The organism is Streptomyces sp. NBC_01803 (genome assembly GCF_035917415.1).
GTDB lineage: Bacteria > Actinomycetota > Actinomycetes > Streptomycetales > Streptomycetaceae > Streptomyces.
Window position 1 is genome coordinate 1,063,477 of the sequence record NZ_CP109073.1, and the last position, 26,870, is coordinate 1,090,346.

Sequence of the window (26,870 nt, forward strand, 5' to 3'; positions counted from 1 at the left end):
CATGGGCGCTCGACAGGACCTCAAGAGGGCGAAGAAGCACGGGGATCTGTCCACCCGCGTCCGACCGGAAGTGATCAGCGAGAACGGTGTGGTGCGCGAGGTGCGTGTCCCCCCGCTGGTCACTCCGCCGGCTTCGGGGAGCATCGCGGACATCCCGTTCACCAACGCGGCGGAGGCGCCCGGTTCGGTGGTCATCCGGCGCAAGGTCGGCGACCGCTATGTCCCGGTGACGGCCTCGGCGTTCGCGCGGGAGGTCACGGACGCGGCCAAGGGGCTGATCGCGGCGGGTCTGGTGCCCGGCGGGCGGGTGGCCGTGATGGCGCGCACCTGTTACGAGTGGGCGGTGCTGGACTTCGCGATCTGGGCGGCGGGCGGCCAGACCGTGCCGATCTACGCGACGTCCTCCGCCGAGCAGATCGAGTGGATCCTGCGGGACTCCGGCACGGCGTTCATCGTCGTGGAGACCGCCGACCACGCCGCCACCGCCGAGACGGCCATCGCGGAGGTCGCCCGAGACCTGCCGCAGCCGCGCCTGTGGCGCATCGACGACGGGGCACTGGCCCAGCTCACCGCGCTCGGCCGGGACGTGGCCGACGCGGAGGTGACCGAACGGCGCACCGCGCTCGACCCGGACACCATCGCCACCCTCGTCTACACCTCGGGCACCACCGGCCGCCCCAAGGGCTGCGTGCTCACCCACGCCAACCTGCACGCCTCGTCCGCCAATGTGGTCGAGCTGCTCCAGCCGGTGTTCGAGACGGTCACGAAGCAGGCCGCGTCGACGCTGCTGTTCCTGCCGCTGGCCCACATCCTGGGCCGGACGATCCAGATCGCCTGTCTGTCCGGGCGCATCGAGATCGGCCACTGCCCGAGCATCAAGCCGGACGACCTGCGGCCCGAACTGGCCATCTTCAAGCCGACCTTCCTGGTCGGTGTGCCGTATCTCTTCGAGAAGATCCACGACACCGGACGGGCCATGGCCGAGAAGATCGGCCGCGGCTCGTCGTTCGAGCGGGCCGACCGGATCGCCGTGAAGTACGGCGAGGCCGCACTGCGCAAGTACCTCGGCACCGGCCCCGGCCCGAGCCTGGGACTCTCGCTCGCCCGGGGGTTGTACGACCTGCTGGTGTACCGGAGGATTCGCGCCGCCCTCGGCGGCCAGGTCCGGTACGCCATCAGCGGCGGCTCCCCGCTGGACACCCGGCTGAACCTGTTCTTCTTCGGCTGCGGCATCGTGATCTACGAGGGCTACGGCCTCACCGAGACCACGGCGGCCGTCACCCTGATCCCGCCGCTGGACCCCCGGCCGGGCACGGTCGGCCAGCCGCTGCCCGGCGCGTCGATCCGCATAGCGGACGACGGCGAGGTGCTGATCAAGGGCGGCACCGTCTTCGGGGCGTACTGGAACAACCCGACCGCCACCAAGGAGGCCCTGGACCCCGACTCCTGGTTCTCCACCGGCGACCTGGGCACCCTGGACACCGACGGCTATCTGAAGATCACCGGCCGGAAGAAGGACATCATCATCACCAACGGGGGCAAGAACGTCTCCCCCGCCGTCCTGGAGGACCGGCTGCGCAGCCGCCCCCCGGTCGGGCAGTGCATGGTGGTCGGCGACAAGCAGGCGTACATCGCGGCGCTGATCGCGCTGGAGCCGGACGCGCTGCACCACTGGCTGACGGTGCGCAAGCGTCCGCTGGACACGCCGTTCGAGGAGCTGAAGCAGGACAAACAGCTCCTGGCCGACGTGCAGCGGGCGGTGGACTACGCGAACGAGGCCGTCTCGCGCGCCGAGTCCATCCGCAAGTTCATCCTGGTGGAGGGCGACTTCACCGAGGAGAACGGGCTGCTGACCCCGTCGCTGAAGGTCAAGCGCAAGGCGGTGGGCGAGCGGTACGCCAAGGACATCGAGGAGCTGTACGGCGGCTGACCCTCCGATCGTCCCCGACGAGGCGGCGTCCGGCCGGTGGGCCGGACGCCGCTTCGCGTCACTCGAAGGCGGCGGCGGCCTCCCGCAGCGTGCGGGCCACCGTCTCCGGGTCGTACGGCGCCGGCGGCCCCGGCGTGTAGGTCACCGACGTCAGCCCGCCCGAGTACGGGAAGGTGCCGTGCCGCTCGAACAGCGGCCAGGACACCGGGGACTTGCGGTCGATCCCCACGCTGATGCCCTGGAACGGCGCCATCCCGATGAGCTGGTGGACGGCCGGGCCGGTGGCCGTGGCGGTGCCGTCCACGCTGATCGTGAACGACCAGCGGATGCCCGGCAGGGCCGTGGCCGCGACCTCGATGGTGTGTTCCCCGGCCGGCAGCGGGCCGGCGTCCGTCTCGTGCGGCACACCGTACTCGTTGTAGACGAACCGCAGTCGGCCGTCCTCCACGTAGAGGCCGTAGCCGCCGCCCTGGTCGCCGTGCGAGACCAGCACGCCCGCGTCGGACGGGCCGTGGCGGCGCAGGCGGACGGTGATGGCGAAGGACCGGAAGGAGATCAGCCGCGAGGAACGGTACCGCTCCAGCTCCGGGGTGCCGGGCAGCAGCGTGACCGGGCGGCGCAGGCGCTCCTCGTCCGGGGAGCGCAGGGCCAGTGCGCCGCTGGCGTCCGGCAGCGGGAAGACGCCGTCGCGCCAGGCCGCCGCCTCCCAGGCGGCCGACAACTCCTTGACGACGTCGGGGTGGTCGGCGGCGACGTCGGTCGTCTCGGTCGGGTCGCGTCCGATGTCGAACAGCGCCCACTCGTCGTCGTCGTAGTCGGCGCCCCGCCGGTGGAGGGTGACCAGCTTCCAGCCGTCGCGGTAGTAGCTGCGGTTGCCGGTCATCTCGCAATACTGCTCGACGTGCGCGGAGTCGGCCGCCGGGTCGGTCAGCACGGGCGCGAAGCTCACGCCGTCCAGCTCCTGCACCGGGCCGCCGCGCAGCATCCTTGGGCGCTCGACGCCCGCCAGTTCCAGCAGGGTCGGCACGATGTCCGTGACGTACTGGTACTGGTCGCGCGTGCCGTCCGGCAGCCCGGCCGCCGGCCAGGAGAGGATGAACGGGACGCGCACGCCGCCCGCGTAGGTCTGCCCCTTGTACAGGCGGAACGGGGTATTGGACGCCATGCCCCAGCCGCGCGGGTAGTGCACGAGGGTGCGCGGGCCGCCGATCAGCTCCGGGTCGCGGTCCACGTCCGGGTTCCAGTCGTCGGGCAGCCCGGGGTGCTGGACGAAACGGCTGAAGTAGCTGCGGGTGCCCTCGGGGCCGCCCTCACCCGTGCCGCCGTTGTCGCTGGTGAAGACGATGATGGTGTTGTCGAGGTCGCCGAGGGCTTCGAGGGTGTCGAGGAGGCGGCCGAGGTTCTGGTCGATGTTGTCGACCATCGCCGCGTAGACCTCCATGTAGCGTGCGTAGAGCCGCTGTTGGTCGGCCGACAGCTCGTCCCAGGCGCCGACCTCGTGGCCCGCCTCGTGGTTGCGGGGCGGCAGCGCGGTGTCCGCCGGGAAGAGGCCGTCCGCGAGCTGGCGGGCGAAGCGGGTCTCGCGCAGCCGGTCCCAGCCCTCGTCGTACCGGCCGCGGTGGCGGGCGATGTCCTCGGGCTTGGCCTGGAGCGGGCCGTGGACGGCGTTGTGGGCCAGGTAGAGGAAGAACGGCTTGTCGGCGTCGTGCGCGCGCAGCGACTTCACCATGGCGATCGCCTGATCGGTGATGTCGTCGGTGTAGTAGTAGTCCTCGGGGAAGGCGTCGATGTCCAGCGGGCTGTTGTCCCGCACCAGTTGGTGCGGGTGGAAGAGGCTGGTCAGTCCTTCCAGCACGCCGTAGTAGCGGTCGAAGCCCTTCTGGAGCGGCCAGTCGCGGCGGTCGTCGGCGGCGTTGGACGCCGAGTCGCGGGTGAGGTGCCACTTGCCGACGGCGTAGGTCGCGTAGCCCGCGTCGTGCAGGGTCTCCGCGAGGGTGGGGATGTCGTCGGCGATCTCCATGCCGTAGCCGGGGAATCCGGGGTCGGCGTTGGCGACGAACGAGTATCCGACGCGGTGCGGGTTGAGGCCGGTCAGCAGCGCGGCGCGGGCGGGCGAGCACAGCGGCATGGTGTGGTAGTTGGTGAGCCGCACACCGCGCTCGGCCAGCCGGTCGAGGACCGGGGTGGGGATCTCCGCGCCGAAGGGGCCGATGTCGCTGTATCCCATGTCGTCCACGAGGACGACGACGATGTTCGGCGCCTGGGCGTCCGGGCGGCGGCGCTCGGGCCAGGCCGCCTCCGACTCGGCGAACGTCCGGCCGACGATGCCGCCGAAGGCGTCGTAGGGGTTGCGGCGGTAGGGAGACGGCAGGCTCATGCGGAGGTCCTCACGGCGGCGGATAGGGACGGGGACGGGGCTGGAGACGCGGACCCGGACGCGGACGTGCCGGTCGGGACGGGGAAGAGCCGGGCCGGCTCCTCGGCCGGCGGGGTGAGCTCGGCGCGGCCCGGCTCGCCGAAGGTGGCGGCCGGTTGGAGCAGCGCGGCGCCGGGGGCGAGGACGAGGTGGAACACGAAGGAGTTCCCGAAGCGTTCGGCGTCGGTGACATAGCCGGTGGCGTCGGCGAACGCGGCGAAGTCGGCGTTGGTGACGGCCGTGGTGTCGATGCGGAACGGCGCGACCCGCACCTCGCGGACCGGCCCCTCGGCGTCCGCGTGGTACACCTCCCGGAAGTGGTCACCCAGGGTGAACACCCCGCCGGGCAGGGTCACTTGTGCCCGCTCCGGCCGCCGCGCCGGCCGCGTGCCGACGGCGAGGGGCGGCAGCTCGGTGCCGGAGTGCCCGTGCCCCCGGTCGCGGCCGGGGACGCGGCGGCGGCGGCCCGTCACGCGATCACCGGGGCGGCGGCGAGGAGGGTGCGGGTGTAGTCGTGCCGGGGCCGCTCGCAGATGTCGTCCGCCGGGCCGGTCTCCACGATCCGCCCCTGGTGCATGACCGCGATGCGGTGGCTGACCTGACGGACCACGGCCAGGTCGTGGGCGATGAAGATCATGGCGAGCCCGAGCCGCCGCTGGAGGTCGGTCAGCAGGTTGACCACCTGGGCCTGCACGGAGACGTCGAGCGCGGAGACCGGCTCGTCGCAGATCAGGACGGACGGCTCGGGCGCCAGCGCGCGGGCGATCCCGATGCGCTGTCGCTGCCCGCCGGAGAAGTCGCGCGGATAGCGGTCGGCGGCGTCCGGGTCGATGCCGACCTGGGCGAGGAGCGCGGCGACGCGCTCGGGGCGGTCGGCCCGGTCGCCGATGCCGTGCGCGATGAGCGGCTCCGCGATGACGCGGCCCACGGTCATGCGGGGGTTGAGGGAGGCGTAGGGGTCCTGGAACACCATCTGCACCTCGCGGCGCAGCTCCTTGAGCGCGGCGCCCGAGGCACCGGTGACGTCCCGCCCCCGGAACCGGACGGCCCCCGATGTCGCGGGGTGCGCGCGCACGATGGTCCGCGCGAGGGTGGACTTGCCGCTGCCGGACTCCCCCACGACGCCCAGGGTCTCCCCCGCCGCGAGCGAGAGTTCGACCCCGTCGAGCGCGACGAACGGCCGGCGCCGCCCGCCACGCCCCCGCACCGGGAAGGTCTTGCGCAGCCCGGTGACGTCGAGCAGCGCCGTCTCCGACGGATGGGGCTCCCGGGCGGCGGGCACGGACACGGGCACGGGCACGGGCACGGGCGGGCCGGCATCCGGGCCGGGCCGCTCCCCGCCGGTGGCCTCGCCTGCCGGGCCACGGCGGGCTTCGCCGGCTCCCCCGGCCGGCCCGTGCCCGTTCGAGCGGGCGGGGCCGGCGGTCTCCACGGCCTCGGCCGTGCCCGTTCCCACGGTGACCAGCTCCCGCGCGCCCACCGCCTCCGCCGTCACGAAGCAGGCCGTCCGCACGCCGTCCGCGTGGCTCGTCAGCGGCGGGGCCGCCGCGTGGCAGCGGTCCTCCACCAGCGGGCAGCGCGCCGCGAAGGGGCAGCCGGACAGCGGCCGGGAGAGGTCGGGCGGGGTGCCCGGGATGCTGTGCAGGCGGGTGCCGGAAGGGGCGTCGAGGCGGGGGACGGCGGCCAGCAGCCCGGCCGTGTACGGGTGGCGGGGGTGGCGGAGGACTGTTTCCGTGGGGCCGTCCTCGACCACCGTGCCGCCGTACATCACCAGCGTCCGGCGGCAGGCGCGGGCCACCACGCCCATGTTGTGGGTGATCAGCACCACCGCCGTGCCCGTCTCGCGGTTCACCCGGTCCAGCAGGCGCAGGATCTGGTCCTGCACGGTCGCGTCCAGTGCCGTGGTCGGCTCGTCGGCCAGCAGCACGTCGGGCTCGTTGGCGAGGGCGAGCGCGATCATGACGCGCTGCCGCATGCCGCCGGAGAACTGGTGCGGGTAGTCGCGCAGGCGGCGCGCCGCGTCCGGGATGCCGACCAGGTCGAGCAGCTCGACCGTGCGGCGCGCCCGGGCCGCCCGGTCGCCGCGTCCGTGGGCGCGCATCGCCTCGTCCAGGTGCCGGCCGATGGACAGAACGGGGTTGAGCGCGGTCATCGGGTCCTGGAAGATCATGGCGATCTTCGCGCCCCGGGCGCCGCGCAGCCACTCCTCGTCGGCGGTGGTCAGGTCCGTGCCGTCCAGCCGGACCGAGCCGCCGGTGATGCGGCCGGTGCCGGGCAGCATCCGCATCAGGGCGAGCGCCGTCGTGGACTTGCCGGAGCCGGACTCGCCCACGATGCCCAGCGTCTCGCCGGGCGCGAGCCGGAACCCCACGCCGTTCACGGCCCGGACCCGGCGGTGGCCGTCGTCGAAGGTGACCTGGAGGTCCTGGACGTCGAGAGCGGAGGTCATCGGCGCACTCCCTTGTTGAGGGCTTCAGCGATGAGGGTGAAGCCGAGCACGAGCCCGGTCACCGCGATCAGCGGCGCGGCGGCGAAGGAGGGGTGGCTGGACAGATACGGCATGGCCTGGCTGAGCACGCTGCCGAGCGTCGGCTCGGGCGGCCGGACGCCGACGCCGAGGAAGCTCATGGCGCCCTCGATGAACACGGCGATCGGCAGCGACACCGCGAGCTGGACGACGAGCGGGTCCACGGCGTTGGGCAGGACGTGCCGGGTCAGCACCCGCAGCCGGCTCGCGCCGCCGACCCGGGCGGCGACGGCGTACTCGCGCTCGCGCTGGACGAGGATGCCGCCGCGCAGGACCCGGCCGAAGCCGGGGATCTCGGCGAGCGCGATGACGACGATCACCGGCAGGTAGCCGGGGCCCATGATGGCGGTGATGGCCAGGGCCAGGATCAGCCCGGGGAACGCCAGCAGCAGGTCGAAGACGCGCTGCACGACGACATCGGCCGGGCGGGAGGCGGTGGCGAGCAGCGCGAGCAGGCTGCCGGCCACGGCGGCGGTCGGGACGGCGACGAGGATGATGGCCAGGTCGGTGCGGATGCCGTGCAGGACGCGGCTGAGCAGGTCGCGGCCGACCTCGTCGGTGCCCAGGAGGTGCCCGCCGCTGCCGGGGTCGAGCAGGGCCTGTCCGCTCTGGGCCGTCGGAGCCGCGTCCGCGAGCACCGGGGCGAGGAGGCCGAGCAGGCCGATGACACCGATGAGGGCGAGGCCGGTGAGGCCGCGCGGGGCGAGCAGACCGCCCAGGTAGACGTTGCCGGCGCGCGGCCGGGCGGAGGCCGGGGTCCCGGTCGTGGTCCCGGCGGCCGTGGCCGTGGCTGTCGTCCCGGCGGCCTTGGCCGTGGTCTTGGCTGTGGTCTTGGCTGTGGTCATGGCCGCCTCACCCGAGCCTTATCCGGGGGTCGAGCACGGCGTAGGCGATGTCGGTGAGCAGTTGGATCACGACGAAGACTCCGACGAGGAGCAGCAGCAGGTCCTGGACGACGGGGTAGTCCCGGGAGATGACGCCCTGCTGGGCGAGCCGGCCGAGCCCCGGCCAGGCGAAGATCGCCTCCACCAGGATGGCGCCGCCCAGGAGCTGTCCGGTCTGCATGCCGAGCACGGTGACGGCCGGGGGGAGCGCGTTGGGCAGGGCGTGGCGCCAGATCACCCGGCGGCGCGAGACGCCCAGCGCCGTGGCGGTGCGCACGTAGTCCTCGTCCAGCGCCCGTTCCAGGCCGTCCTTGAGATACCGGCCGAGGACGGCGGCGCTGGGGAGGGCGAGGCAGAGGGCCGGCATCAGCAGGTACTGGGCGCCGAGGTCGGGGGCGTCGAGGACGGAGAGATGCCCGCCGGCCGGGAGCCAGCCGAGGCCGACGGCGAACACCAGGACGAGGACGACGCCGGTGACGAACGGCGGCACGGACAGGGCGCCGGTGGTCAGGACCCGGACGGCGGCGCGGACCGGGCGGCGCCGGGCGGTGGCGCCCAGGACGCCGAGGGCCAGACCGAGCGCGACGACGAGCACGAGGGCGCCGACGGTCAGCTCGACGGTCGCGCCGAGGCCGTTGCCGATGAGCTCGGCGACGTCGCCGCCGATCGTGTAGGAGGGGCCGAGGTCGCCGTGGACCAGGTCGCCGAGCCAGGCCAGGTACTGGCTGAACACCGGCTCGTCCAGGCCGAGTCGGGCCCGGATGGCGTCGACGGTCCCGGGCGGGGCGTCGGGGCCGGCCAGGGTGACGGCGGGGTCGCCCGGGATCAGCCGGAGGATCAGGAAGATGACGAACGAGGCGAGCAGGAGGACGAGAAGGCCCGAAGGCACGCGTCTGAGCAGATAGGAGGTCATGGGTCAGGCCAGGTAGGCGTCGTCGAGGTTGAGATAGCTGAACTTGTTGACCGTGGCGCCCCGCACGGCGGCGCGGGCCACCTGGAGGGCGGGCAGGACGGCGAGGTCGATGATGAACGCCTCGTCCAGCAGGAGGTCGGAGATCCGCTGGTAGAGGCCGAGGGCGTCCTCGCCGCGCGGGTCGGTGGCGCGCCAGGCGTCCTGGACCAGCTCGGTGTACTCGGGGGAGCTGAAGTGGGAGGTGTTCTGCGCCTCGTTGAAGGGATAGGCGCTGACCACGAGGGTGGAGGGCGTGACTTGGGCGAAGCCGTGCTGCATCGTCCACAGGGCGGGCATCTCGCCGGAGATCAGGCGGCGTTGGGCGTTGGTCGGATCGTAGGGCTGGAGCTCGGTGCGGATGCCGACCTGCTCCAGGTCGTACTGGACCATCTCGGCGAGGACGGTGAGGCCGGGGGTGGACGAGTGGCCGAGCGGGAGGCTGATGTTCTCGGCGCCGGCCTCCCGCAGCAACTCGCGGGCGCGGTCGGGGTCGTGGCGGTAGTGGGTGCGGTTCGCCTCGCTGAAGGCCGGGGACGACTCCGGCCAGGGGGCCGCGCTGGCGAGCCCGAAGCCACCCAGGGCCTGCTCCACGATGCGGTCGCGGTCGATGGCCCAGGCGATGGCCTGCCGGACGGTCTTGTCGTTGGTGGGGCGGACATCGACGTTGGCGCCGACGTAGTACGCGCCGCCGCCGGTCTCGTAGGAGACGATCTCGAACGCGGAGTCGTCCGCGAGGGGGGCCGCGTCGCGGCCGGCGACGCCGAGAGAGAGGTGCGACTGGCCGGTGCGCAGCGAGGAGACCAGCGAGTCGGCCTGGGTGATGACGCGGATCTCGACCCGGTCCAGGTAGGGCCGGTCGGGGCGCCAGTAGGCTTCGTTGCGGGTGAGGGTGAGGCCGGCCCCGGGCCGCCACTCCTCGAACCGGAACGGGCCGGTGCCGACCAGCCGTTCGCCCGTGATGGCGTCGTCCACCGCGTTCGGGTCGGTGATGATCATGAACTCGAAGAGATCGAACAGGTTGCCCACCGGGTGGTCGAGGGTGAGGACGAGCTCGTGGTCACCGCGCTTGTCCAGGCCGGTGATGGCGACGGCCGTGGCTCTCAACTGGGCGGCGCGTTCGGGATTCTGAAGGTTCTCGATGGCGAAGACGACGTCGTCGGCGGTGAACGGCCGCCCGTCGTGGAACGTCACGTCGTCCCGCAGCCGCAGCGTGACGGTGGTGCCGTCCTGCGAGATGTCCCACGAACTCGCTAGCTCGGGCTGCGGCTTGAGGTCGTCGTCGTAGCGGGTGAGGGTGTTGAACACCAGGCGGTGCGGCAGGTTCATGGAGCTCTGGGAGAAGAGCAGCCCCGGGGCGAAGTCCACGCCGTGGGCGACGGTCAGGGTGCCGCCGCGGCGCGGCTCGCCGCCGGCTCCGGCGCCGTCGGTGCTCTCGTCCTGGCTGGCGGCTGAGCGGCAGGCGGCGAGGGTGAGCAGCGCGGCGCCGGCGCCACCGGCCCGTAGCAGACCGCGCCGGGTCGGGCCGGTGGACGTGAAGGGATACAGCGAGTTCATGAATGCCTACCGAAAGTGATGTGAACGGGTTTTTCCTACCCATGGCGGGCGGCGTGGCACGCTTCGATCGGCCGCCCGGCCGCCATTGATTTCTTTACGAGGGGAATCAACTCGGCGCATGGATCACCACCGCGCGGAAACCGCCACAGGCGGTCAGGGTGGGTCAGGTCAGCTCAGGGACGCGCGGAGCGAGGAACGCGGGAAGCGGGCGTCGTGGCCCGGTCGCGGGTCAGAGACAGCGGCGACACGGCACGGAAGCGCGCACGGCACAGATCGCGCTGGCCTGCCGACGGAGGTCGACATGCCTGCGGGACACGAGGCGCAGTTCCGGATTCACGGCAGCAGGGTGACAGGAATGGTCTGGGCCGGTCAACATGCGTCCGAAACTGACAGCCCTTCAGTTTCAGCCCCAGGTCCGGCAGCTCAACTCCGGGACGCAGATCCGACGACCCACATCCGGCAGCTCAACTTCAGGACCCGAGATCCGGCGACCCACATCCGGCAGCTCAACTTCAGGACCCCAGATCCGACGACCCACATCCGGCGACCCAACTCCGGACCCCAGATCCGACGACCCACATCCGGCGACCCAACTTCAGGACCCCGGATCCGGCGGCTCAGGTCCACGAGCTGGGCGGGGCGCTCTGCAACGGACTGCGGTACAGCGCGGACAGCGCCGGGGTGCCCCCGGCGACCGGCAGCACGGCCGGACCCGCGTGCGGCCCGGCCAGCCGCGCCGGGTCGTCGCAGACATGGGACCGCTCCGCGAACTCGGCGCCCATCACCTCCAGATACTCCGGGTTGAGAATGCTGGAGACCTCCGTGACGAGCACCACGTCCGGGTTGAGCACGTCCGTCAGCAGCGCCGCCGCCCGCCCGACCAGCCGGGCCCGCTCGCGCAGCAGCCGGTCCGCGCGCCGGTCCCCCGCCGCCGCCGCGTCGACCACCAGCCGGACGTCCGGCTCGGGAACGACCCCCTCCCCCACCGCGCGCTCGGCCACCGCCGTGTCGGAGGCGGCGGCCCGCAGGCAGCCGGAGCGTCCGCACCCGCAGCGCACGCCGCGCGCGCCGACCGGCAGGTGGTCGATGTCCCCGGCCGCCGACCGGGGTCCCTGGTGGACCACGCCGGCGATGCCGACGGCCGCGTCCACCACGTTCCCGATGAACAGGTGCACCACGCTGCGCCGGGCCGCCGGGCGGCCGAAGAGGATCTCCGCCTTGGCGATGGCCCGCGCGTGGTTGTCCACGTGCACCGGCAGCCCGAGGCCGCGTTCCAGCAGCGCGCGCAGCGGCAGTTCGCCCATACCGAGCGCCGTGTGTCGCACCACGACCCCCTGCCCTGGATCGACCCAGCCGCCGATCACCGCCCCGAGGCTCAGCACCGGCCGGCCGGCGGCCCGTTCGGCGAGGAAGCCGGGCAGCCTGCCCAGCACGGCGTCGAGCACGGCGGCCGATGTCGGCGCCGCGTGGTCGACCAGCCCCCGGGCGACCACGCCGCCACGCAGGTCGAGCAGGCAGTAGGTCGAGGCCGGCACCCCGATATGCACACCGCCCACCAACGGCCCCTCGGTGTCGATGTCCACCGGCACCTGGGGACGTCCCACACTGCCGCCGACCGTCAACTCGGGCCGTTCTCGCACCAGTCCGAGGCGCGCGAGCCCGAGGTACTGGCGGGAGACGGCCGCCGGGCTGAGGCCGGAGAGCCGGGATATGCCGCTCCTGGCGATGGGCCCGTGGTCGAGCACGGCCCGGAAGACGGCGGCGGCGTTGGTGTCACGCCGCCCGTCGCCGGCCGCGGCGGCCGGCCGGCCCCAGAGGTCGGCGGGAGACAAGCTCATCTCGTCGGTCCTTCCCGGTGTTCGTTGCGGCTGTTTGCGTCTCTGTGAACATTCCGGCCGCGCGTCGGCCGGCCCGTCGCACGCCCCGCACGGCCCGGCACGGGCCGGGCCACACCCCCGTGCGCAACGGTGTCGCCGCAGGTCAGCGGCCGTGGCGGAACGGCCGCGGACAGGCAGCCGGCACCGGTCGCCGCGGAGGCCGATTCAATCACCCCCGGCGGTCCGCCCGAACCGGAAGGGAGTTGACGGTGACCGCTCCACCGGATTTATTTCGCTGCGAGATCAACCAACGCCTCCCGCACACCATCACGGATGCGCGCGAAACGAAAGGGTCCGGCCATGACGACGGCTGCCACGACCACCTCCCCGTCCACCACTTCCCCGTCCACTTCCTCCGCGCCCACCACCTCCGCGCCCACCATCACCGTCACGCGCCTCGGCGGCCGGATCGGCGCCGTCATCGAGGGCGTCCGGCTCGGCGGCGACCTGTCGCCGGAGACGACCGCGGCGATACGCGCGGCGATCCTCGCCCACAAGGTGGTGTTCTTCCGCGGCCAGGGCCACCTGGACGGGGAGAGCCACGAGGCGTTCGGCCGGCTGCTCGGCACGCCCGTCGCCCACCCCACGGTCCCCTCCGCGGACGGGCGGTACGCGCTCCCCATCGACTCCGACCTCGGCCGCGCCAACGCCTGGCACACCGACGTCACCTTCGTCCCGGCCTACCCCGCCTTCTCGATCCTGCGCGCCGTCACGATCCCGCCGTACGGCGGCAACACCCTGTGGTCGAACACGGTCGCCGCCTACGAGTCCCTGGCCGAGCCGCTGCGGGTCCTCGCGGACAGCCTGCGCGCCGTCCACTCCAACGAGTACGACTACGCCGCCGCCCACCCCGGCGCGGACGACGCCCGCCTCGCCCAGTACCGCGAGGTGTTCGTCTCCACCAAGTTCCGCACCGAGCACCCGGTGGTCCGCGTGCACCCCGAGACCGGCGAACGCTCTCTGCTCCTCGGGAACTTCGTGCAGCGCGTAGTGGGCGTCACGACCAAGGACTCCCGGCTGCTCCTCGACCTCTTCCAGGCCCACATCGAGCGCCCCGAGAACACCGTGCGCTGGGCGTGGCAGCCCGGCGACGTGGCGATCTGGGACAACCGCGCCACCCAGCACTACGGCGTGGACGACTCCGGCGACCACCGCCGCACGCTGAGCCGTGTGACCATCGACGGCGACGTGCCGGTGGGCCCGGAAGGCCGCGCCAGCTTCCTGGTGGAGCCGGAGACGATCCCGGCGCCGGCCTTCGGCCCGATCTCGGGCGCGTCGACGGCCGCCGCCTGACCCCGGCCGCCTCCCGCCCGCCCCCGTTCCGAGGAAGCCATGAGTGCCAGCGCGCCACGCCCGAACGTGATCGTCATCCTGACCGACCAGCAGCGGTGGGACACCACCGGGGTGGCCGGCAATCCGGCCGACGTCACACCGGAGTTCGACCGGATCGCGCACACCGGCACCCATGTCGCGTGCGCGCTGACGCCGCAGCCGGTGTGTGCGCCGGCCCGCGCGGCGCTCCAGACCGGGCGCTACGCGACGGCCACCGGCGTGTTCCGCAACGGGCTGCCGCTGCCGCCGGACATCCCCACCCTCGCCAAGTCGTTCGCGGCGGCCGGGTACACCACGGGCTACCTCGGCAAGTGGCACCTGGCGGGCGACGACGCGGGGGCCGGGCCGGTCGCGCCCGAGGCGCGCGCCGGGTACGAGCGGTGGCTGGCGAGCGCCCTGCTGGAGTTCACCTCGGACGCCTACCGCACGGTGCTGTACGACGAGGCCGGGCAGCCGGTGCGGCTGCCCGGCTACCGTTCGGACGCGCTGATCGACGCGGCGATCCGTTTCGTCGCGGACCACGACCCCGGCGACGGCGAGCGCGCCGGCGCGCGGCCGTTCCTGCTGTTCCTGTCGCTGCTGGAGCCGCACCACCAGAACGCCACCGACGACTACCCGGCCCCCGAGGGCTACCGCGAGCGCTACGCGGGCCGCTGGCTACCGCCCGACCTGGCCGCGCTCGCCGCCGGGGCCCCGCAGGGCGGGGCGCTGCGCCATCTCGGCGGCTACCTGGGCCAGATCAAGCGCGTGGACGAGGGCGTGGGGCGGCTGCGGGACGCGCTGCGCGGCCTCGGCGCGGACGGCCGGACGGTCCTCGCCTGGACGGCCGACCACGGCTCCCACTTCCGCACCCGCAACGCCGAGTACAAGCGGTCGGCGCACGACGCCTCGGTGCGGGTGCCGCTGGCGCTGACCGGCCCCGGCTTCACCGGCGGCGGCCGGATCACGCACCCGGTCAGCACGGTCGACCTGGTGCCGACGCTGCTGGAGGCGGCCGGACTGCCGGTGCCCGACGGTGTGCAGGGCCGCTCGTTCCTGCCGCTGCTGGGCGGCGGCGCCGATCCGGGCCGCCCCGAGTCGGTGTTCGTCCAGATCAGCGAGTCACAGGTCGGCCGGGCGGTGCGCACCGAGCGCTGGAAGTACGCGGTGGCCGCGCCCGGCGCGGACCCGTGGCACGAGCCCGACGCCGCCCGTTATGTCGAGACCGAGCTGTACGATCTGGCCGCCGATCCCTACGAGTTGGACAATCTGGCCAGGCTCGACTCGCACCGCGAGGTCGCGGACGGGCTGCGCGCGGCGCTGCTCGGCTGGCTGGCCCGGGTGGGCGAACGCCCGGCGGAGATCGTCCCGGCCCCGGCCCGTCCCGCCGGCCAGCGCCGCGCCGACCCCGAGGTCCGTGCACTGCCCTGGGCCGACCTGCCGTTCGGCCACCAGCGGCGCTAGGCGGGCCGCCGGGCGGCGGGGGTGGCCAGGGCCTCCGGGCCGGGCACGGGCGGCGTGGCCACGGCCGACCAGTCGATGATCCGCACGGCCGCGCCCGCCGCCTCCAGGCCGCGGCAGTGGGCATGGTGCCGGCGCGCGATGTCGTCCACGCGCAGCCGGGAGCCGAACGCCGGATCGTTCAGCAGCCGCCGGGCGTAGGCCCACAGCCGGGGGTGGTCGGCGATCCGGCGCACCGCGTCCGCGCCCAGGTGCCACCGGTGCACCGTGTCCAGCTGCACGAGCGTCACCCACAGATGCACGTCCGCCGCGGTCAGGTCGTCGCCGGTCAGGAACGGGCGCCCGGCGAGCCGTTCCTCCACGGCCGCGAGGGCGGCCAGCAGGGTGCGCAGCGCCTGTGCCCGCTCCCGTTCGCCGTCCGGGCCGCCGTCGCCGGGCGCTCCCGCCCGCTGGGCGGCCTCGCTGATGTCCCGGTCGCACAGCACGGCCAGGGCGGCGATCTCGCGTTCGGCGGCCGGCGGCCGGAGCCCGGCACGACCGGCGGCGGCGAACCGGGTGGTCAGGTCCCGGAGGATGTCGGGGGCGTGGTTGTTCACGACGCGCCCGCTCCACCGGTCGACCAGCGCCGGGGCGGTGGCCGGTCCCCGGTAGTCGTGCGCGGTCCGCTCGTACGCCGCCCGCAGCTCGGCGTAGCCGCCGTCGGCGTCGGGCACGGCGGGCAGCGGGACGAGGGGCATCCGGTCGCCGAGCCCGAGCAGGCCATGGGTGATGGCCACGCGCAGACAGCCGGGACAGGACAGCGACAGGTAGAGGCGGTAGCGGTACGGCGCGGCGTAGTAGCCGTGGCGCGCGTCCGGGCCGATCCGGCCACGGAAGGTGTGCGTCGTCGCGGGCATGGCTCTCCCTCACATGCGAATGGTCGGCGGTGGTGTGGAACGGGAGGGAGCGGGCGACCGGCGTCTGGGGGCCGGGCGCCTCAGAAGGGGCTACTGCCCGCGCTGCACACACGCAACAGGTCGATGTGGCGACGAGACGTCAGATAGGGAAGGACGGGAACCGGACAGTGGGTCTCTGATCCTCCGTCACCCATGGCGATCCGTTCGTTCGGTCAGACTTGGTGGACACAACCTTGGTGGGACAACACGTCGCGGGGGCCTCGTGGATTGTCGATCTCCCCGGCACGCACGTCAAGGGGTCCCGTTTCCGGCCATCCGCCGACCCCACGCCCAGCCGTGCGCCGGTCCGGCCGTAACGCCGGCGCCACGCGGCGTTGAGCCACGGGAAACGGCCGCCGCCTAGCGTCCCGGCCATGGACACACCGCTGTATACAGCGCTGTCGACACAGTGGTCGGCGTCTCCGGCGGCATCTCCGGCGTCTCCGGCAGCGTCTCCGTCGGCGTCTCCGGCGACACCTCGGTCGACGCGGCCGTCGGGCCGCGGCGACCGCCGCGGGCGGACCTACGCCGAGCTGCGCCGCATGCTGCTGGACGGCGAGTTCGGCCCGCGCGCCCGCCTGGTCGAAGTGCGGCTCGCGAAGCGGCTCGGCGTCTCCCGGACGCCCGTGCGCGAGGCGCTGGTGCGGCTGGTGGCCGACGGCCTGGTGGAGCGGCACCCCGACGGGTACTACGCGGCGCGGCCCGATCTGGCCGGGCTGCGCGACCTGTACGAGCTGCGGGTGACGGTCGAGCTGCGCGGCATCGCGCGGGCCATGGAGTCCGGGGCGGTGGTCCACGACGCGGCTCTGCTGGAGCCGCTGCGCGACACCTGGCGGGCGCTGAGCGGCGACCTTCCCGGGCCGGACCCCGGATTCGTGTCGCGGGACGAGGACTTCCACCACACGCTGCTGCGCGCCTCGGGCAACCCGCGGCTGACCGAGACGCTGGAGTCGGTCACCGTGCGCGTCCGCCCCATGCGGATGTATGACTACCTCACCGAGGACCGTGTCGAGCGGACGGTGACCGAGCATCTGGAGATCGTCGAACACGTCCTGGCCGGGCGCCTCCCCGAGGCGCACGCCGCGCTCCACCATCACGTGGGCGCGTCCCTCGATGTCGTGGCGGAGCGCGCGGCCCGCGCCATCACCCGAATGGCTCTGGGAGGAGACCGATGAACGGACAGGCCGTGCGGCGCGTCCGAAGGACGCTGGCCCTGCTGGCGGAGGGCGCGCGGCCGGAGGCGTGGATCGCGCTGCGGGACGCCGGGGAGCTGCTGGCGGAGGCCGCCGCGATCGACGCGCGCGCCGCCGCCGGGACCGATGGACTCCCGCTGGCCGGGCAGGTGTTCGCGGTCAAGGACAACATCGACGTGGCCGGGCTGCCGACCACCGCCGGCTGTCCGTCGTACGCCTACCGCCCGGAGAGCTCCGCGCCCGCCGTCGCCCGGCTCACGGCGGCCGGGGCGATCGTGGTGGGCAAGACGAACCTGGACCAGTTCGCCACCGGCCTGGTCGGCACCCGCAGCCCGTACGGCGCGGTGCGCTGCGTGCTCGACCCGGCGCGGGTGAGCGGCGGGTCGAGCGCGGGGTCGGCGGTCGCGGTGGCGCTGGGCATCGTGGACTTCGCGCTGGGCACGGACACGGCCGGCTCGGGGCGGGTGCCGGCGGCGTTCCAGGGGATCGTCGGGATCAAGCCGACGTACGGCCTGGTGTCGACGGAGGGCGTGGTGCCGGCGGCCCGTTCGTTCGACTGCGTCACCGTGTTCGCCGCCACGCTCCCGGCCGCCGAGGCCGCCGCCGCCGTGATGGCCGGCGGTGGGGCGCGGGACTGGCCGGCCGACGCGCCCCTGGCGGCGCCACCGGCGCCGCGCGTCGCCGTGCCGCTGCCGGGGCAGCTCGACGGGCTCAGTCCGTCATGGCGCGCGGCGTTCGAGGAGGCCGCCGACCGCCTCCGCGCGGGGGGCGCGACGTTGTGCCCGGTGGACATCGATCCGTTCCTGCGGGCCGCGCTGCTGCTGTACGAGGGCGGCTTCGCGGCCGAACGGTACGCGGCGGTCGGCGAGTTCATCGACCGGGGCGCCGACGACCTGGACCCGACCGTGCGCGCCATCATCATGGCGGCCGGGCGACTGCCCGCCCACCGGTACGCCGCCGATCTGGAACGCCTGGCCGTGCTGCGGCGCGAGGCGATGGCCCGACTCGGGGACAGCGCGGCGCTGCTGCTGCCGACCGTGCCGGAGCACCCGACGCTGGCGGCCGTGGCCGCCGACCCGGTCGGGGTGAACAGCCGCCTGGGCACCTTCACCAACTTCGTGAATCTGCTGGACCTTTCGGCGGTCGCGGTGCCGGCCGGCACGGCGGACGGCCTCCCGTTCGGCGTCACGGTGGTCGCCCGCGCCTTCGCCGACCGCGTCGCCGCCGATATCGCCGCCCTCCTGGGCCCTCCGTCCTCCCCCACGCCGTGGGGACCGCCGGGCCTGCCCCTGGCGGTGTTCGGCGCCCACCTGAGCGGCGAGCCGCTGAACCACCACCTCACCTCGGTGGGCGCCCGGCTGGTCGGCCCGGTCACCACGGCCGCGCGCTACCGCATGGTCGCGCTCCCCGGCCCGCTCCCCCGCCCCGGCCTGGTCCGCGTCCCCGACGCCACCCCCGGCCACTCGATCACCGGCGAGCTCTGGTCCCTGCCCCCCGCCGCCCTCGGCCCCTTCCTCGCCGCCCTCCCCGCCCCGATGGCCCTCGGCGGCGTCGAGCTCGCGGACGGCACCACGACCACCGGTTTCCTCTGCGAGGCCCACGCGGCGGACGCGGCACCGGACATCTCCTCGCACGGCGACTGGCGCGCCTACCTTCGTTCGGTGCCGAACGGGTTGTCGATGACATAGCACCCCAGCCGGTCCGGCCCGCGCGGCCGACGTCCGTCGCGGTGCCCCCGACGCGCGCGTGCCCGCCGTCCGACCCGGTCCGTCGATGACCCAGTCCACGATCAACAGGGCGAGGGCCGACCCTAGAATGCGCGAAGAACATATTGACATCTGCAAAGAGGAGGACCCCATGCCGGACAGGGTCGCCATCGTCACCGGCAGCTCGCGCGGCATCGGCCGTGCCACCGCGTTACGGCTGGCCGCCGACGGGGCGCGGGTCGTCGTGAACTATCGCAGCGACGCCGGAGCCGCCGAGGATGTCGCGGCCCGGGTCGAGAGGTCCGGCGGGCGGGCCGTCGTCGTGCGGGCCGATGTGACCGACGCCGTCCAGCTCCGTTCCCTCTTCGACGCCGCCGAGCGGCACTTCGGCGGTCTGGACGTCTTCGTGCACAACGCCTACGGCTTCGTGCAGGGCCCCCTCGCGCGGGCCACGGACGCGGACTACGAGCACACCTTCTCGGCCAACACCCGCGCCACGTTCGTCGCGCTGCGCGAGGCCGCGACGCGGGTGCGCGACGGGGGCCGCATCGTCTTCATCTCCTCCGCCGTCACCCGCACCATCAACCCGGCGACCGCGCTGTACGCGGCGAGCAAGGTCGCCGGGGAGCAGCTCCTCCGGATCTTCGCCCGCGAGGTGGCGCCCCGGGGCATCACCGTCAACAGCGTCCTGTCCGGGCAGATCGACACCGACGGCATGCGGCACTCGGGCCAGTCCCTGGAGGAGGTCGCCCGGCGCGTCCCGCTGGGCCGCGTCGGCCGGCCCGAGGACATCGCGGACGTCGTCGGCTTCCTGGCCTCCGACGGCGCCCGCTGGATCACCGGCCAGTCCATCGCCGTGGACGGCGGCCAGACCTAGAGACACCGAAGTTCCCCGTCGGTAACATGTGGGGACGGGTCCTGTGCGACCGGCAGGGGCGCCCTCGACGTCAGGGGATGGTGGGCGAGTGACCGGGACCGGGTATTTCACTTCCGTGGACGACGTGTTCGTCAAGCTGGCCGAGACCGGCTATCTGGCGTCCACCGCCGTGGCCACCACCGTCTACCTCGCCGACCGGCTCGGCAAGCCGCTGCTGGTCGAGGGCCCGGCCGGGGTCGGAAAGACGGAGCTGGCCAAGTCCGTCGCCACGGTCGCCGACGCCCGGCTGATCCGCCTCCAGTGCTACGAGGGCGTGGACGAGGCCCGCGCCCTCTACGAGTGGAACCACGCCAAGCAGCTCCTGCGCATCACCGCCGGCCGGGACGAGAGCTGGGACCAGACCCGCACGGACATCTTCAGCGAGGAGTTCCTCCTCACCCGCCCGCTGCTGACCGCCATCCGGGGCACCGATCCCAAGGTGCTGCTGATCGACGAGACCGACAAGGCGGACGTCGAGGTCGAGGGTCTGCTGCTGGAAGTGCTCAGCGACTTCCAGGTCACCGTCCCTGAGCTGGGCACCATCAGCGCGACCCGGCGCCCGTTCACCGTGCTGACCTCCAACGCCACCCGCGAGCTGTCCGAGGCGCTGCGCCGCCGCTGTCTCTTCCTCCATATCGGCTTCCCGGACGAGGAGTTGGAGCGCCGCATCGTCCGCACCAAGGTCCCCGGGCTGGACGAGACGCTCGCCACGTCCGTGGTCCGGGTGGTCGCGGCGCTGCGCGCCATGGACCTGCGCAAGGTGCCCTCGGTGGCCGAGACCATCGACTGGGCCCGCACTCTCCTCGCCCTCGGCGCCGACACCCTTGAGGACCGCCTGGTCCGCGACACCCTCGGCGTGATCCTCAAGCACCAGGAAGACGTCGAGAAGGCCACCGCCAAGCTCCAGTTGGACACCCAGTGAGCACGCCCGGGGGCCTGCCCGGGGGCCTGCCCGGGGGCCTGCCCGGGGGCCTGCCCGAGCGGGTGACGGGCCTGGTGCGGACCCTGCGCACGCACGGCCTGCGGATCGGCCCCGGCGAGACCATCGACGCCGCGAACGTGCTGGCGGTGCTGGGGCTCGCCGACCGCGAGCGGGCCCGCGCGGGCCTGGCCGCCGCGCTGCTCCACGACGAGGGCCAACGAGCCGTCTTCGACCCGGCGTTCGACCTCTATTTCCCGCTCGGCGTCGGCGCCCCCGACCACGTGATGTCGGCCGAGGACATCAGGGCCTCGCTGCGCGACCGGCTGGCCGACGCGCTCGCCGCGAACGACCGGGCCGCCCTGGCCCGGCTCGCGGCCGAAGCCGTGGACGCCCTCGGCCGGTACGGCGACTCCCCGGCCACGGACGGCTGGTCCGCCCACCAGACCCTCGACCGGCTGCGCCCCGAATCGCTGCTGGCCCGGGTCCGGGCCGCGGCGCTCGGGACCGGCGGCGGGGCCGGCTCCGGCGGCGGCGGCTTCACGGACCGGCTCGAAGCGGACGAGATCCGCCGCCGGATCGAGGACTTCCGTGAACGGGTCCGCACCGAGGCCCGCCGCCGCGTCGCGGAACGGCGCGGCACCGACCAGGTCGCCCGGCGCGGCATCGCGCCCCCCGCCGACCGCGTCGACTTCCTGATCGCGGGCCGCGCCCAACTGGCCGAGCTGCGCCGGACGGTGCACCCGCTCGCCCGCAAGCTGGCCACCCGCATGGCCGCCCGCCGCAGGCGCGCCGCCCGGGGGCGGATCGACCTGCGCCGCACGCTGCGCCGCTCACTGTCCACCGGCGGCGTGCCGGTCCGGCCGGTGCTGCGCCGCCGCCGTCCGGTCCGACCGGAGATCGTGCTGCTGTGCGACGTGTCCGGCTCGGTCGCGGGCTTCGCCGACTTCACGATGCTGCTGGTGCGGGCGCTGAGCGACCAGTTCAGCAAGGTGCGGGTCTTCGCCTTCGTCAACCGCACGGACGAGGTGACCCGGCTGGTCACCTCCGGCGCCGCCGACCCGGAGGGCCTGAGCGCCCGTATCCTCGGCGAGGCGACGGTGACCGGCTGGCACGGCAGCAGCGACTACGGCTCGGCGCTCGCGGAGTTCGCCGGCCGCCACCGCGACGCGATCGGGCCGCGCACCTCCGTCTTCGTCCTCGGCGACGCCCGGACCAACGGCGGCGACCCGAACCTGGACGCGCTGCGCGCGATCCGCGACCGCGCCCGCCGCGTCTACTGGCTGAATCCCGAGCAGCCGTCCGCCTGGGGCACCGGCGACTCGGCGGCACTCCGGTACGCGAACGTCGTCCCGATGCACGCCTGCCGCAACGTGCGGCAGCTCAGCACCCTCATCGCCCGTCTGCTGCCGGTGTGACGGCGGCGCGGTAGTGATCGATCTTCCTGCGAATCTGCGCCTGCCGCTCGCGCAGCAGCGCCATCTGCTCCTCTATCCGCTCGTCGTGGGCCTCCAGCACGGCGAGCCGGTCCGGAACGGTCACGTCACCGGCCCGCGTCAGCTCGGTGAAGCGCAGCATCTCCGCGATCGGCATCCCCGTGTCGCGCAGACAGCGCAGCATGCCGAGCCACGACACGTCGCTCTCGCTGTAGGCCCGCCGCCCGCCGGGCGTCCGCTCGACGCCGCCCAGCAGCCCGATCCGCTCGTAGTAGCGCAACGTGTCCATACTGAAGCCGGTCCGTTCGGCGACCTGGCTTGGTGAGTAGAAACGCACACCGTCGAGGATCCCATCCGGCCGCCGCCGCCGGGCAACCTGTGGCCCATCCCACCCGGATGACGCGGGACGGCTGTACCGCACGGAAGCCGACCCGACGCCGAGTCCAACGGCGCGGTCCCCGACCCGGCCGTGGTCGCGGAAGCCTGGACGACGTGGCGCGCGGAGGTCTTGAGCGCCGACCGCTTCACGGCCGAGACCCCCGACCTCGGCTTCACCGTCCCCCACCAGGGCAACCCGCTGTCGCTCCGCGCGATCCTGGTCCACATGATCGAGGAGTACGCCCGCCACGACGGCCACGCCGACCTCCTGCGCGAACGGATCGACGGCCGGGTGGGTCAGTAGCCCATGCGGCCGTGGCGGTTGAAGCCGCTGAGCCGGTTGGCTTCCGCCCGTCCCCTGGTTCTGATCCCCGCCTCGCGCAGCCATGTGGCGACGCGGTACTCGGAGACACCGAATTCCCGGGCGATCCGCGCGGCGGACTGCCTCCGCACGAGATAGCGCTGCCTGAGCTCGTCGACCGTGAGCGGGCACGGCCGCGTCCGCCCGCCACTCACGGCCGGGCCCGGCCGAGGTGTTCGTCGATCCGCCGGCCCAGTTCGGCGTTGCGCTGCCAGAGATCCTGGAGCGAGGGCCGGTCCTCGGCGCCGGCCGGTTGCTCGTCCTCCGCTGTCTCCCGGGGAGGCGCCATCTCCTCACTCACCGCGCCACGCCCGCACGTCGCGCCTCCTCGGGTGCCAGAAACCTGACGTCGCCCTCCGCCACCGGCCATTCCCGGCCGCCGTTGAGGGGCCGGAGCATCAGGTGGGGTCCGGCCATGCCCATGTAGACGCCGACGTGACCCCGACGCACGTCGCGCGCGAGTTCTCCCACGCGCGGGGATCGATCGCTCATGCCCGCCCTTTCCTCGGTCACCAGGTGTGCAGTCATCACAACGCAGAGGTAATGTCGGGCGGTACCGCGCGGCGGGGGGCGGGTCATAAGTTCCATAAGCACCAGGGAGTGGAGTGATCCCATGGGCGGGAAGCGCGAACCGAACTCCGGCCTGGCGAAGTTGCTCGCGGATGCGCGGATGAGCGAGACGCAGTTCGCGCGGGCCGTCAATCGGGTGGCCGCCGAATCGGGCGTCACGCTGCGGTACGACCAGCCGTCGGTGAACCAGTGGCTGACCGGCTCGGTCCCCCGCGCGGCGGCCCGCCCGTTCGTCGCGGAAGCCCTGGCCCGGCGCCTCGGACGCCCGGTCACCGCTGCGGAGTTGGGCTTCCCGGCCCCACGCTCCCCCAAGGACAACCATGCGTCCCCAGGTACTGTTGAGGGGTTGGTGGACCTTGGGAGGACGGACATGGACCCGTCACGCAGGGGTGTTCTCAATGCCGGGCTTTTCAGCGTCGCCCTGACCATTCCGGAATGGCCCGACGTGATCGGCCGCATGGAATCCGTACGAACAGGCCGGTCACAGCGGATCGGACTGCCGGAAGTGCAGATGGTCGAGGCGATGACCGCGCGCCTGTCCGATCTGGACGACGACTTCGGGGGCCGCCACGCGCGACCCATGGCGTCCAGCTTCCTGGTCAACACGGTGGCCCCCTACCTCCAGGCACCCGCGTCCAGCGCGGTCCGCCAGTCGATGATGTCGGCGGCGTCGTTCCTCTGCTACGTGACGGGGTGGATGGCGGTCGACGAAGGACTGCACGGCCTCGCCCAGCGGTACTACGTGAAGGCCCTCGAACTGGCCGGAGCGGGTGAAGACCACTCCACCTACTGTCATGTCCTGCGAGGCATGTCCGTGCAGGCCGCCGGTCTGGGACAGGGGCCTGCCGCCGCCCGACTCGCCGATGCGGCATCGGCCGCCGCCCCGACCGCCGGGCACCGGATGCGCGCCTTCTTGTCCGGACAACAGGCCCATGCGTACGCCCTCATGAACGACCGGGCGGCGGCGCTCCGGGCCATCCGGGACACGGAGGTGGCCATCGACAAGGCACAGAGCCAGTCGGGGACTTTCGGCGGGTACTCCGCCGCGACATTGGCCTATCACACCGCGCAGGTGCGGTACAGCCTGGGCGATGTGGTCGGGAGCGTGTCCTCTCTCCAGTTGCACTTCCGCCTACGGGAGGCGAATGACCGCCGAAGGTCATCAGTACTCTTCAGCTCTTACCTGGCGGAGCGCCAGTTGGAGATGGGGCACCTGGAAGCGGCCTGCGCCACCTGGGGCCACGTCCTGGACGAATACCCGCTGGTCCACTCCGGCCGGGCCGACGAGCGGGTGGCCGCCATGAAGTCGCGCCTTCGCCCGTACCTCACCAACCGGACCGCCCGCGCGCTGTACGAGCGCGCCCACGCGGAGACCGGCGGCCGACCCGCGACGGCCTGACTCCGGCCCCCTGTGAGGGACGCGGCGGCACGGCTAGTGTGCCCGTATGTCCGAACAACGCTTCCAGTCGTACGAGGAGTTCTGGCCCTACTACGTGGCCATGCACTCCAAGTCCGCGACCCGGTGGATACACCTGGCCGGCACACTCACCGGCCTCGCGGTCACCACCTACGGCGCCCTCCGCCGCCGCCCCCGGCTGCTCCTCGGTCTCCCTCTGATCGGCTACGGCACCGCCTGGCCCGCGCACTTCCTCATCGAGGGCAACAACCCCGCCACGTTCGGCCACCCCACGTGGTCGCTGCGCGGCGACGCCGAGATGATCCGCATGATGCTCGCGGGCCGCGACGACGAACTGTCCGAGATCGCGGCGAAGTGGCTGATCGAACACCCCGAAGACGCCCCCCGCCGGTAGACCGCGCTCACGTTTATGCGGTAACGCGCATAGCCGTTGCGGACCAACGAGTCGCACCCGTACGGTCACTCCTGGTTACATTGACTACAGGAAGGGACCTTGATGGAGCTGCGCTTGATCGCCGGCGGACCATGCCGGAGCGAGGAAGAAGAACCAAACTGCAATCGCGGCGACTGCCCCGGTGTGTATGTTACGAGCCATGGCACGATCGCCGTTCAGGGCAGTCGGGTTGACCAGCCGACGCCAGACGACGAAGCCGTGGTCGAAATCCCAGAACAGGTGCTCAGGGAGGCATTCGGTGCGCTTGGATGGTGAGGACTGGCTGCACTTCTTCAACGCCTATGAGCGTGACGCCTGGCGGCTGGAGACGCAGCCGGTCTACCAGATGCCCGAGGAGGAAGCGGAGTTCGCCCACTTCATGGCCACCGGCGAGATTCCCGTGGCGGACGACGACGAATGGCTCGTCCGCCTTCGGCACTTCCGGAGCACCGGACGGACCATTGGACGGGTGCACGTCCTGACCCGGCCGTTGACCGACTACCTGCGGTTCGAGATGGCGTTCTACGCCTACAGCTCCGAGGCCGGGGAGGACATCCGCATCCTGGACCTGACGGACCGGGAGAATCCGGGACTCCCCCCGCAGGACTTCTGGATGCTGGACGATCACGTCGTGGACATGCGCTACGACGTTGACGGACGGCAGACCGGACGCTTCCTGCTCGAAGATCCAGACCTGGAGCAGTACCGCGCCTGGAAGCGCCTCGCCATCGAGAGCTCCGTGCCGGTAGCGGACTACAAGGCCGAGTACCTCACACTTTGACCGTCGACCCCGGGCAGGCTGGACGCGACCGGAGGGACCTAGCCCATGCGCTGAAGTCCTTGCGGATTGCTTCCGGCCTGTCCGGGGAACGGCTCGCCGTTCGTTGTGGCATGAGTCAGTCGAAGGTCTCACGTATCGAGACGGGCCGCACGCTGCCCACCGCGATGGATGTGCAGCTGATGCTGAACGCCCTCGGCATCGATGACGAGACCGCCGAAGACTTGGTGGGCCTTGCCCAGCGGGCCAATACCGAATACGAGGACGTGCGGACCTGGGCACGAAGAGGGCTGCACACTGTGCAGCAGGAGCTCAATTCTCTGGAAACGAAGGCCACACGGCTGCGGTATTTTCTCCCCGGAATCCCGACCGGGCTGCTTCAGACTTCCGAGTACATGCGCGTGGCGATGTCCCCGTCGGTGGATCCGGTGAAGGTGGATGACTCCCGTACGATCGCGCTCAAGACGCGGCGACAGGCGGTGCTGCATGACGCGTCGAAGCGGTTCGAGTTCCTGCTGACGGAGTCCGCCCTCCGTTGGCGTCTTGCCCCGCCGGGAGTCATGGCTTTGCAACTGGACCGGATCGCTTCTCTCTCCCGTCTGCCCAGCGTGTGGATCGGCGTGCTCCCGCTCTCGCGGACCATCCCCGAGATCCCATTTCACACCTTTACGATCTACGACCGGGATCTCCTCACCATCGAAGTCTTCTCGGGCCGGATAGCGCTCCGCGACCCGAAGGATATCGACTACTACAATGCCCTGTTCAACTTCTTCCAGCAGCATGCGGAGTCGGGGGCTTCGGCGCGGCGATTGCTTCAGGGCTGGGCCGACGAATTCCGTGCAGAGGCCGGAGGCGAATAATGCGGGAACGCGGGTAGCGCTTGCACTCAGCGAGACGCGACAGTCACGCTGTGAGA

27 protein-coding genes are annotated in these 26,870 nt (G+C 72.8%); 14 read left to right on the forward strand and 13 right to left on the reverse strand.

All coding sequences use genetic code 11. From position 1 onward, the window contains the following. Nucleotide 1: 1 nt before the first annotated feature. Entirely contained in the window at nt 2-1,930 is a 1,929-nt protein-coding gene (locus OIE51_RS04230) for an AMP-dependent synthetase/ligase (protein WP_326595610.1), read from the forward strand. A 58-nt stretch (nt 1,931-1,988) separates the two neighbouring features. Here the strand turns inward: OIE51_RS04230 and OIE51_RS04235 are convergent, their stop codons facing one another. The 8 genes from OIE51_RS04235 to OIE51_RS04265 form a co-directional block, all read right to left on the reverse strand. Further along, entirely contained in the window at nt 1,989-4,307 is a 2,319-nt protein-coding gene (locus OIE51_RS04235; RefSeq protein WP_326595611.1) for a sulfatase-like hydrolase/transferase, read from the reverse strand. Continuing rightward, the gene (locus OIE51_RS26850) at nt 4,304-4,819 is read right to left on the reverse strand and encodes an SUMF1/EgtB/PvdO family nonheme iron enzyme (protein ID WP_442811859.1); all 516 of its coding nucleotides are present in this window, start codon (nt 4,817-4,819) and stop codon (nt 4,304-4,306) included. The genes OIE51_RS04235 and OIE51_RS26850 overlap by 4 nt, the downstream gene beginning before the upstream one ends. Further along, nucleotides 4,816-6,795, reverse strand: a complete 1,980-nt coding sequence (locus OIE51_RS04245; RefSeq protein WP_326595612.1) for an ABC transporter ATP-binding protein — start codon at nt 6,793-6,795, stop codon at nt 4,816-4,818. The genes OIE51_RS26850 and OIE51_RS04245 overlap by 4 nt, the downstream gene beginning before the upstream one ends. Continuing rightward, on the reverse strand, nt 6,792-7,718 hold the full coding sequence (locus tag OIE51_RS04250) for an ABC transporter permease (protein WP_326595614.1): 927 nt from the start codon (nt 7,716-7,718) through the stop codon (nt 6,792-6,794). Before OIE51_RS04250 ends, OIE51_RS04245 begins: the two co-directional genes overlap by 4 nt. A 7-nt stretch (nt 7,719-7,725) precedes the next feature. After that, complete coding sequence (locus tag OIE51_RS04255; RefSeq protein ID WP_326595616.1) at nt 7,726-8,670, reverse strand: ABC transporter permease; 945 nt, start codon at nt 8,668-8,670, stop codon at nt 7,726-7,728. A gap of 3 nt (nt 8,671-8,673) precedes the next feature. Continuing rightward, on the reverse strand, nt 8,674-10,263 hold the full coding sequence (locus OIE51_RS04260) for an ABC transporter substrate-binding protein (RefSeq protein ID WP_326595617.1): 1,590 nt from the start codon (nt 10,261-10,263) through the stop codon (nt 8,674-8,676). Between the two features lie 229 nt (nt 10,264-10,492). Next, nucleotides 10,493-10,639 carry a putative leader peptide gene (locus OIE51_RS26855; RefSeq protein ID WP_442811860.1) on the reverse strand — a complete coding sequence of 49 codons (147 nt, stop codon included), beginning with the start codon at nt 10,637-10,639 and terminating at the stop codon, nt 10,493-10,495. A gap of 241 nt (nt 10,640-10,880) precedes the next feature. Continuing rightward, nucleotides 10,881-12,101, reverse strand: coding sequence for an ROK family protein (locus OIE51_RS04265; RefSeq protein WP_326595618.1), 1,221 nt, complete (start codon nt 12,099-12,101; stop codon nt 10,881-10,883). A 339-nt stretch (nt 12,102-12,440) separates the two neighbouring features. Between OIE51_RS04265 and OIE51_RS04270 the strand changes: the two genes are divergently transcribed. Both OIE51_RS04270 and OIE51_RS04275 read left to right on the forward strand, forming a co-directional pair. Beyond that, nucleotides 12,441-13,433: a TauD/TfdA dioxygenase family protein gene (locus tag OIE51_RS04270; protein WP_326595620.1), complete on the forward strand. Its 993-nt coding sequence runs from the start codon at nt 12,441-12,443 to the stop codon at nt 13,431-13,433. Nucleotides 13,434-13,472: 39 nt separating this feature from the next. Further along, nucleotides 13,473-14,915 carry a sulfatase-like hydrolase/transferase gene (locus OIE51_RS04275; protein ID WP_326595621.1) on the forward strand — a complete coding sequence of 481 codons (1,443 nt, stop codon included), beginning with the start codon at nt 13,473-13,475 and terminating at the stop codon, nt 14,913-14,915. On the opposite strand, the gene OIE51_RS04280 is transcribed toward OIE51_RS04275, so the two are convergent. Beyond that, nucleotides 14,912-15,808 (reverse strand): glutathione S-transferase C-terminal domain-containing protein, encoded by an 897-nt coding sequence (locus tag OIE51_RS04280; protein WP_326595622.1) that lies wholly within the window; start codon nt 15,806-15,808, stop codon nt 14,912-14,914. The genes OIE51_RS04275 and OIE51_RS04280 overlap by 4 nt on opposite strands. 413 nt (nt 15,809-16,221) lie before the next feature. On the opposite strand from OIE51_RS04280, the gene OIE51_RS04285 reads away from it, so the two are divergent. From OIE51_RS04285 to OIE51_RS04305, 5 genes are all read left to right on the forward strand, one after another. Next, on the forward strand, nt 16,222-17,022 hold the full coding sequence (locus tag OIE51_RS04285; RefSeq protein WP_326595623.1) for a GntR family transcriptional regulator: 801 nt from the start codon (nt 16,222-16,224) through the stop codon (nt 17,020-17,022). After that, the gene (gene atzF / locus OIE51_RS04290) at nt 17,019-18,728 is read left to right on the forward strand and encodes an allophanate hydrolase (RefSeq protein ID WP_326595624.1); all 1,710 of its coding nucleotides are present in this window, start codon (nt 17,019-17,021) and stop codon (nt 18,726-18,728) included. The genes OIE51_RS04285 and atzF overlap by 4 nt, the downstream gene beginning before the upstream one ends. A gap of 169 nt (nt 18,729-18,897) precedes the next feature. Further along, a complete protein-coding gene (locus OIE51_RS04295) occupies nt 18,898-19,623 on the forward strand; it encodes an SDR family oxidoreductase (protein ID WP_326595625.1) in 726 nt (241 codons plus the stop codon). Nucleotides 19,624-19,711: 88 nt separating this feature from the next. Then, nucleotides 19,712-20,584 carry an AAA family ATPase gene (locus tag OIE51_RS04300; RefSeq protein ID WP_326595626.1) on the forward strand — a complete coding sequence of 291 codons (873 nt, stop codon included), beginning with the start codon at nt 19,712-19,714 and terminating at the stop codon, nt 20,582-20,584. After that, entirely contained in the window at nt 20,581-21,999 is a 1,419-nt protein-coding gene (locus OIE51_RS04305) for a VWA domain-containing protein (protein ID WP_326595627.1), read from the forward strand. Before OIE51_RS04300 ends, OIE51_RS04305 begins: the two co-directional genes overlap by 4 nt. On the opposite strand, the gene OIE51_RS04310 is transcribed toward OIE51_RS04305, so the two are convergent. Next, nucleotides 21,974-22,354, reverse strand: coding sequence for a MerR family transcriptional regulator (locus OIE51_RS04310; RefSeq protein WP_326595628.1), 381 nt, complete (start codon nt 22,352-22,354; stop codon nt 21,974-21,976). The two genes, OIE51_RS04305 and OIE51_RS04310, sit on opposite strands and share 26 nt — an antisense overlap. Nucleotides 22,355-22,486: 132 nt before the next feature. On the opposite strand from OIE51_RS04310, the gene OIE51_RS04315 reads away from it, so the two are divergent. Continuing rightward, nucleotides 22,487-22,699: a mycothiol transferase gene (locus OIE51_RS04315; protein WP_442811861.1), complete on the forward strand. Its 213-nt coding sequence runs from the start codon at nt 22,487-22,489 to the stop codon at nt 22,697-22,699. Here the strand turns inward: OIE51_RS04315 and OIE51_RS04320 are convergent. Genes OIE51_RS04320 through OIE51_RS04330 form a run of 3 tightly spaced genes read right to left on the reverse strand, consistent with a single transcriptional unit; the run spans nt 22,693 to nt 23,248 of the window. Then, nucleotides 22,693-22,848 carry a hypothetical protein gene (locus tag OIE51_RS04320; RefSeq protein ID WP_326595629.1) on the reverse strand — a complete coding sequence of 52 codons (156 nt, stop codon included), beginning with the start codon at nt 22,846-22,848 and terminating at the stop codon, nt 22,693-22,695. The genes OIE51_RS04315 and OIE51_RS04320 overlap by 7 nt on opposite strands. 59 nt (nt 22,849-22,907) lie before the next feature. After that, nucleotides 22,908-23,045: a hypothetical protein gene (locus tag OIE51_RS04325; RefSeq protein WP_326595630.1), complete on the reverse strand. Its 138-nt coding sequence runs from the start codon at nt 23,043-23,045 to the stop codon at nt 22,908-22,910. Nucleotides 23,046-23,053: 8 nt separating this feature from the next. Next, on the reverse strand, nt 23,054-23,248 hold the full coding sequence (locus OIE51_RS04330; protein WP_326595632.1) for a hypothetical protein: 195 nt from the start codon (nt 23,246-23,248) through the stop codon (nt 23,054-23,056). A 178-nt stretch (nt 23,249-23,426) separates the two neighbouring features. On the opposite strand from OIE51_RS04330, the gene OIE51_RS04335 reads away from it, so the two are divergent. From OIE51_RS04335 to OIE51_RS04355, 5 genes are all read left to right on the forward strand, one after another. Further along, nucleotides 23,427-24,725: a tetratricopeptide repeat protein gene (locus OIE51_RS04335; protein WP_326595633.1), complete on the forward strand. Its 1,299-nt coding sequence runs from the start codon at nt 23,427-23,429 to the stop codon at nt 24,723-24,725. Nucleotides 24,726-24,771: 46 nt separating this feature from the next. Next, nucleotides 24,772-25,137, forward strand: a complete 366-nt coding sequence (locus OIE51_RS04340) for a DUF962 domain-containing protein (protein ID WP_326595634.1) — start codon at nt 24,772-24,774, stop codon at nt 25,135-25,137. A gap of 102 nt (nt 25,138-25,239) precedes the next feature. Further along, entirely contained in the window at nt 25,240-25,452 is a 213-nt protein-coding gene (locus OIE51_RS04345) for a hypothetical protein (RefSeq protein ID WP_326595636.1), read from the forward strand. Then, on the forward strand, nt 25,436-25,957 hold the full coding sequence (locus OIE51_RS04350) for a DUF6879 family protein (protein WP_326595638.1): 522 nt from the start codon (nt 25,436-25,438) through the stop codon (nt 25,955-25,957). The genes OIE51_RS04345 and OIE51_RS04350 overlap by 17 nt, the downstream gene beginning before the upstream one ends. Then, a complete protein-coding gene (locus OIE51_RS04355; protein ID WP_326595640.1) occupies nt 25,954-26,814 on the forward strand; it encodes a helix-turn-helix domain-containing protein in 861 nt (286 codons plus the stop codon). The genes OIE51_RS04350 and OIE51_RS04355 overlap by 4 nt, the downstream gene beginning before the upstream one ends. Nucleotides 26,815-26,870 lie beyond the last annotated feature (56 nt).

Bases quoted from the DNA above. Each gene is read 5' to 3' on its own strand.
- OIE51_RS04230 (WP_326595610.1), top strand. From the start codon at position 2: ATGGGCGCTCGACAGGACCTCAAGAGGGCGAAGAAGCACGGGGATCTG.
- OIE51_RS04235 (WP_326595611.1), bottom strand. From the start codon at position 4,307: ATGAGCCTGCCGTCTCCCTACCGCCGCAACCCCTACGACGCCTTCGGC.
- OIE51_RS04245 (WP_326595612.1), bottom strand. From the start codon at position 6,795: ATGACCTCCGCTCTCGACGTCCAGGACCTCCAGGTCACCTTCGACGAC.
- OIE51_RS04250 (WP_326595614.1), bottom strand. From the start codon at position 7,718: ATGACCACAGCCAAGACCACAGCCAAGACCACGGCCAAGGCCGCCGGG.
- OIE51_RS04255 (WP_326595616.1), bottom strand. From the start codon at position 8,670: ATGACCTCCTATCTGCTCAGACGCGTGCCTTCGGGCCTTCTCGTCCTC.
- OIE51_RS04260 (WP_326595617.1), bottom strand. From the start codon at position 10,263: ATGAACTCGCTGTATCCCTTCACGTCCACCGGCCCGACCCGGCGCGGT.
- OIE51_RS26855 (WP_442811860.1), bottom strand. From the start codon at position 10,639: ATGTTGACCGGCCCAGACCATTCCTGTCACCCTGCTGCCGTGAATCCG.
- OIE51_RS04265 (WP_326595618.1), bottom strand. From the start codon at position 12,101: ATGAGCTTGTCTCCCGCCGACCTCTGGGGCCGGCCGGCCGCCGCGGCC.
- OIE51_RS04270 (WP_326595620.1), top strand. From the start codon at position 12,441: ATGACGACGGCTGCCACGACCACCTCCCCGTCCACCACTTCCCCGTCC.
- OIE51_RS04275 (WP_326595621.1), top strand. From the start codon at position 13,473: ATGAGTGCCAGCGCGCCACGCCCGAACGTGATCGTCATCCTGACCGAC.
- OIE51_RS04280 (WP_326595622.1), bottom strand. From the start codon at position 15,808: ATGCCCGCGACGACGCACACCTTCCGTGGCCGGATCGGCCCGGACGCG.
- OIE51_RS04285 (WP_326595623.1), top strand. From the start codon at position 16,222: ATGGACACACCGCTGTATACAGCGCTGTCGACACAGTGGTCGGCGTCT.
- atzF (WP_326595624.1), top strand. From the start codon at position 17,019: ATGAACGGACAGGCCGTGCGGCGCGTCCGAAGGACGCTGGCCCTGCTG.
- OIE51_RS04295 (WP_326595625.1), top strand. From the start codon at position 18,898: ATGCCGGACAGGGTCGCCATCGTCACCGGCAGCTCGCGCGGCATCGGC.
- OIE51_RS04325 (WP_326595630.1), bottom strand. From the start codon at position 23,045: ATGGCGCCTCCCCGGGAGACAGCGGAGGACGAGCAACCGGCCGGCGCC.
- OIE51_RS04330 (WP_326595632.1), bottom strand. From the start codon at position 23,248: ATGAGCGATCGATCCCCGCGCGTGGGAGAACTCGCGCGCGACGTGCGT.
- OIE51_RS04335 (WP_326595633.1), top strand. From the start codon at position 23,427: ATGAGCGAGACGCAGTTCGCGCGGGCCGTCAATCGGGTGGCCGCCGAA.
- OIE51_RS04340 (WP_326595634.1), top strand. From the start codon at position 24,772: ATGTCCGAACAACGCTTCCAGTCGTACGAGGAGTTCTGGCCCTACTAC.
- OIE51_RS04345 (WP_326595636.1), top strand. From the start codon at position 25,240: ATGGAGCTGCGCTTGATCGCCGGCGGACCATGCCGGAGCGAGGAAGAA.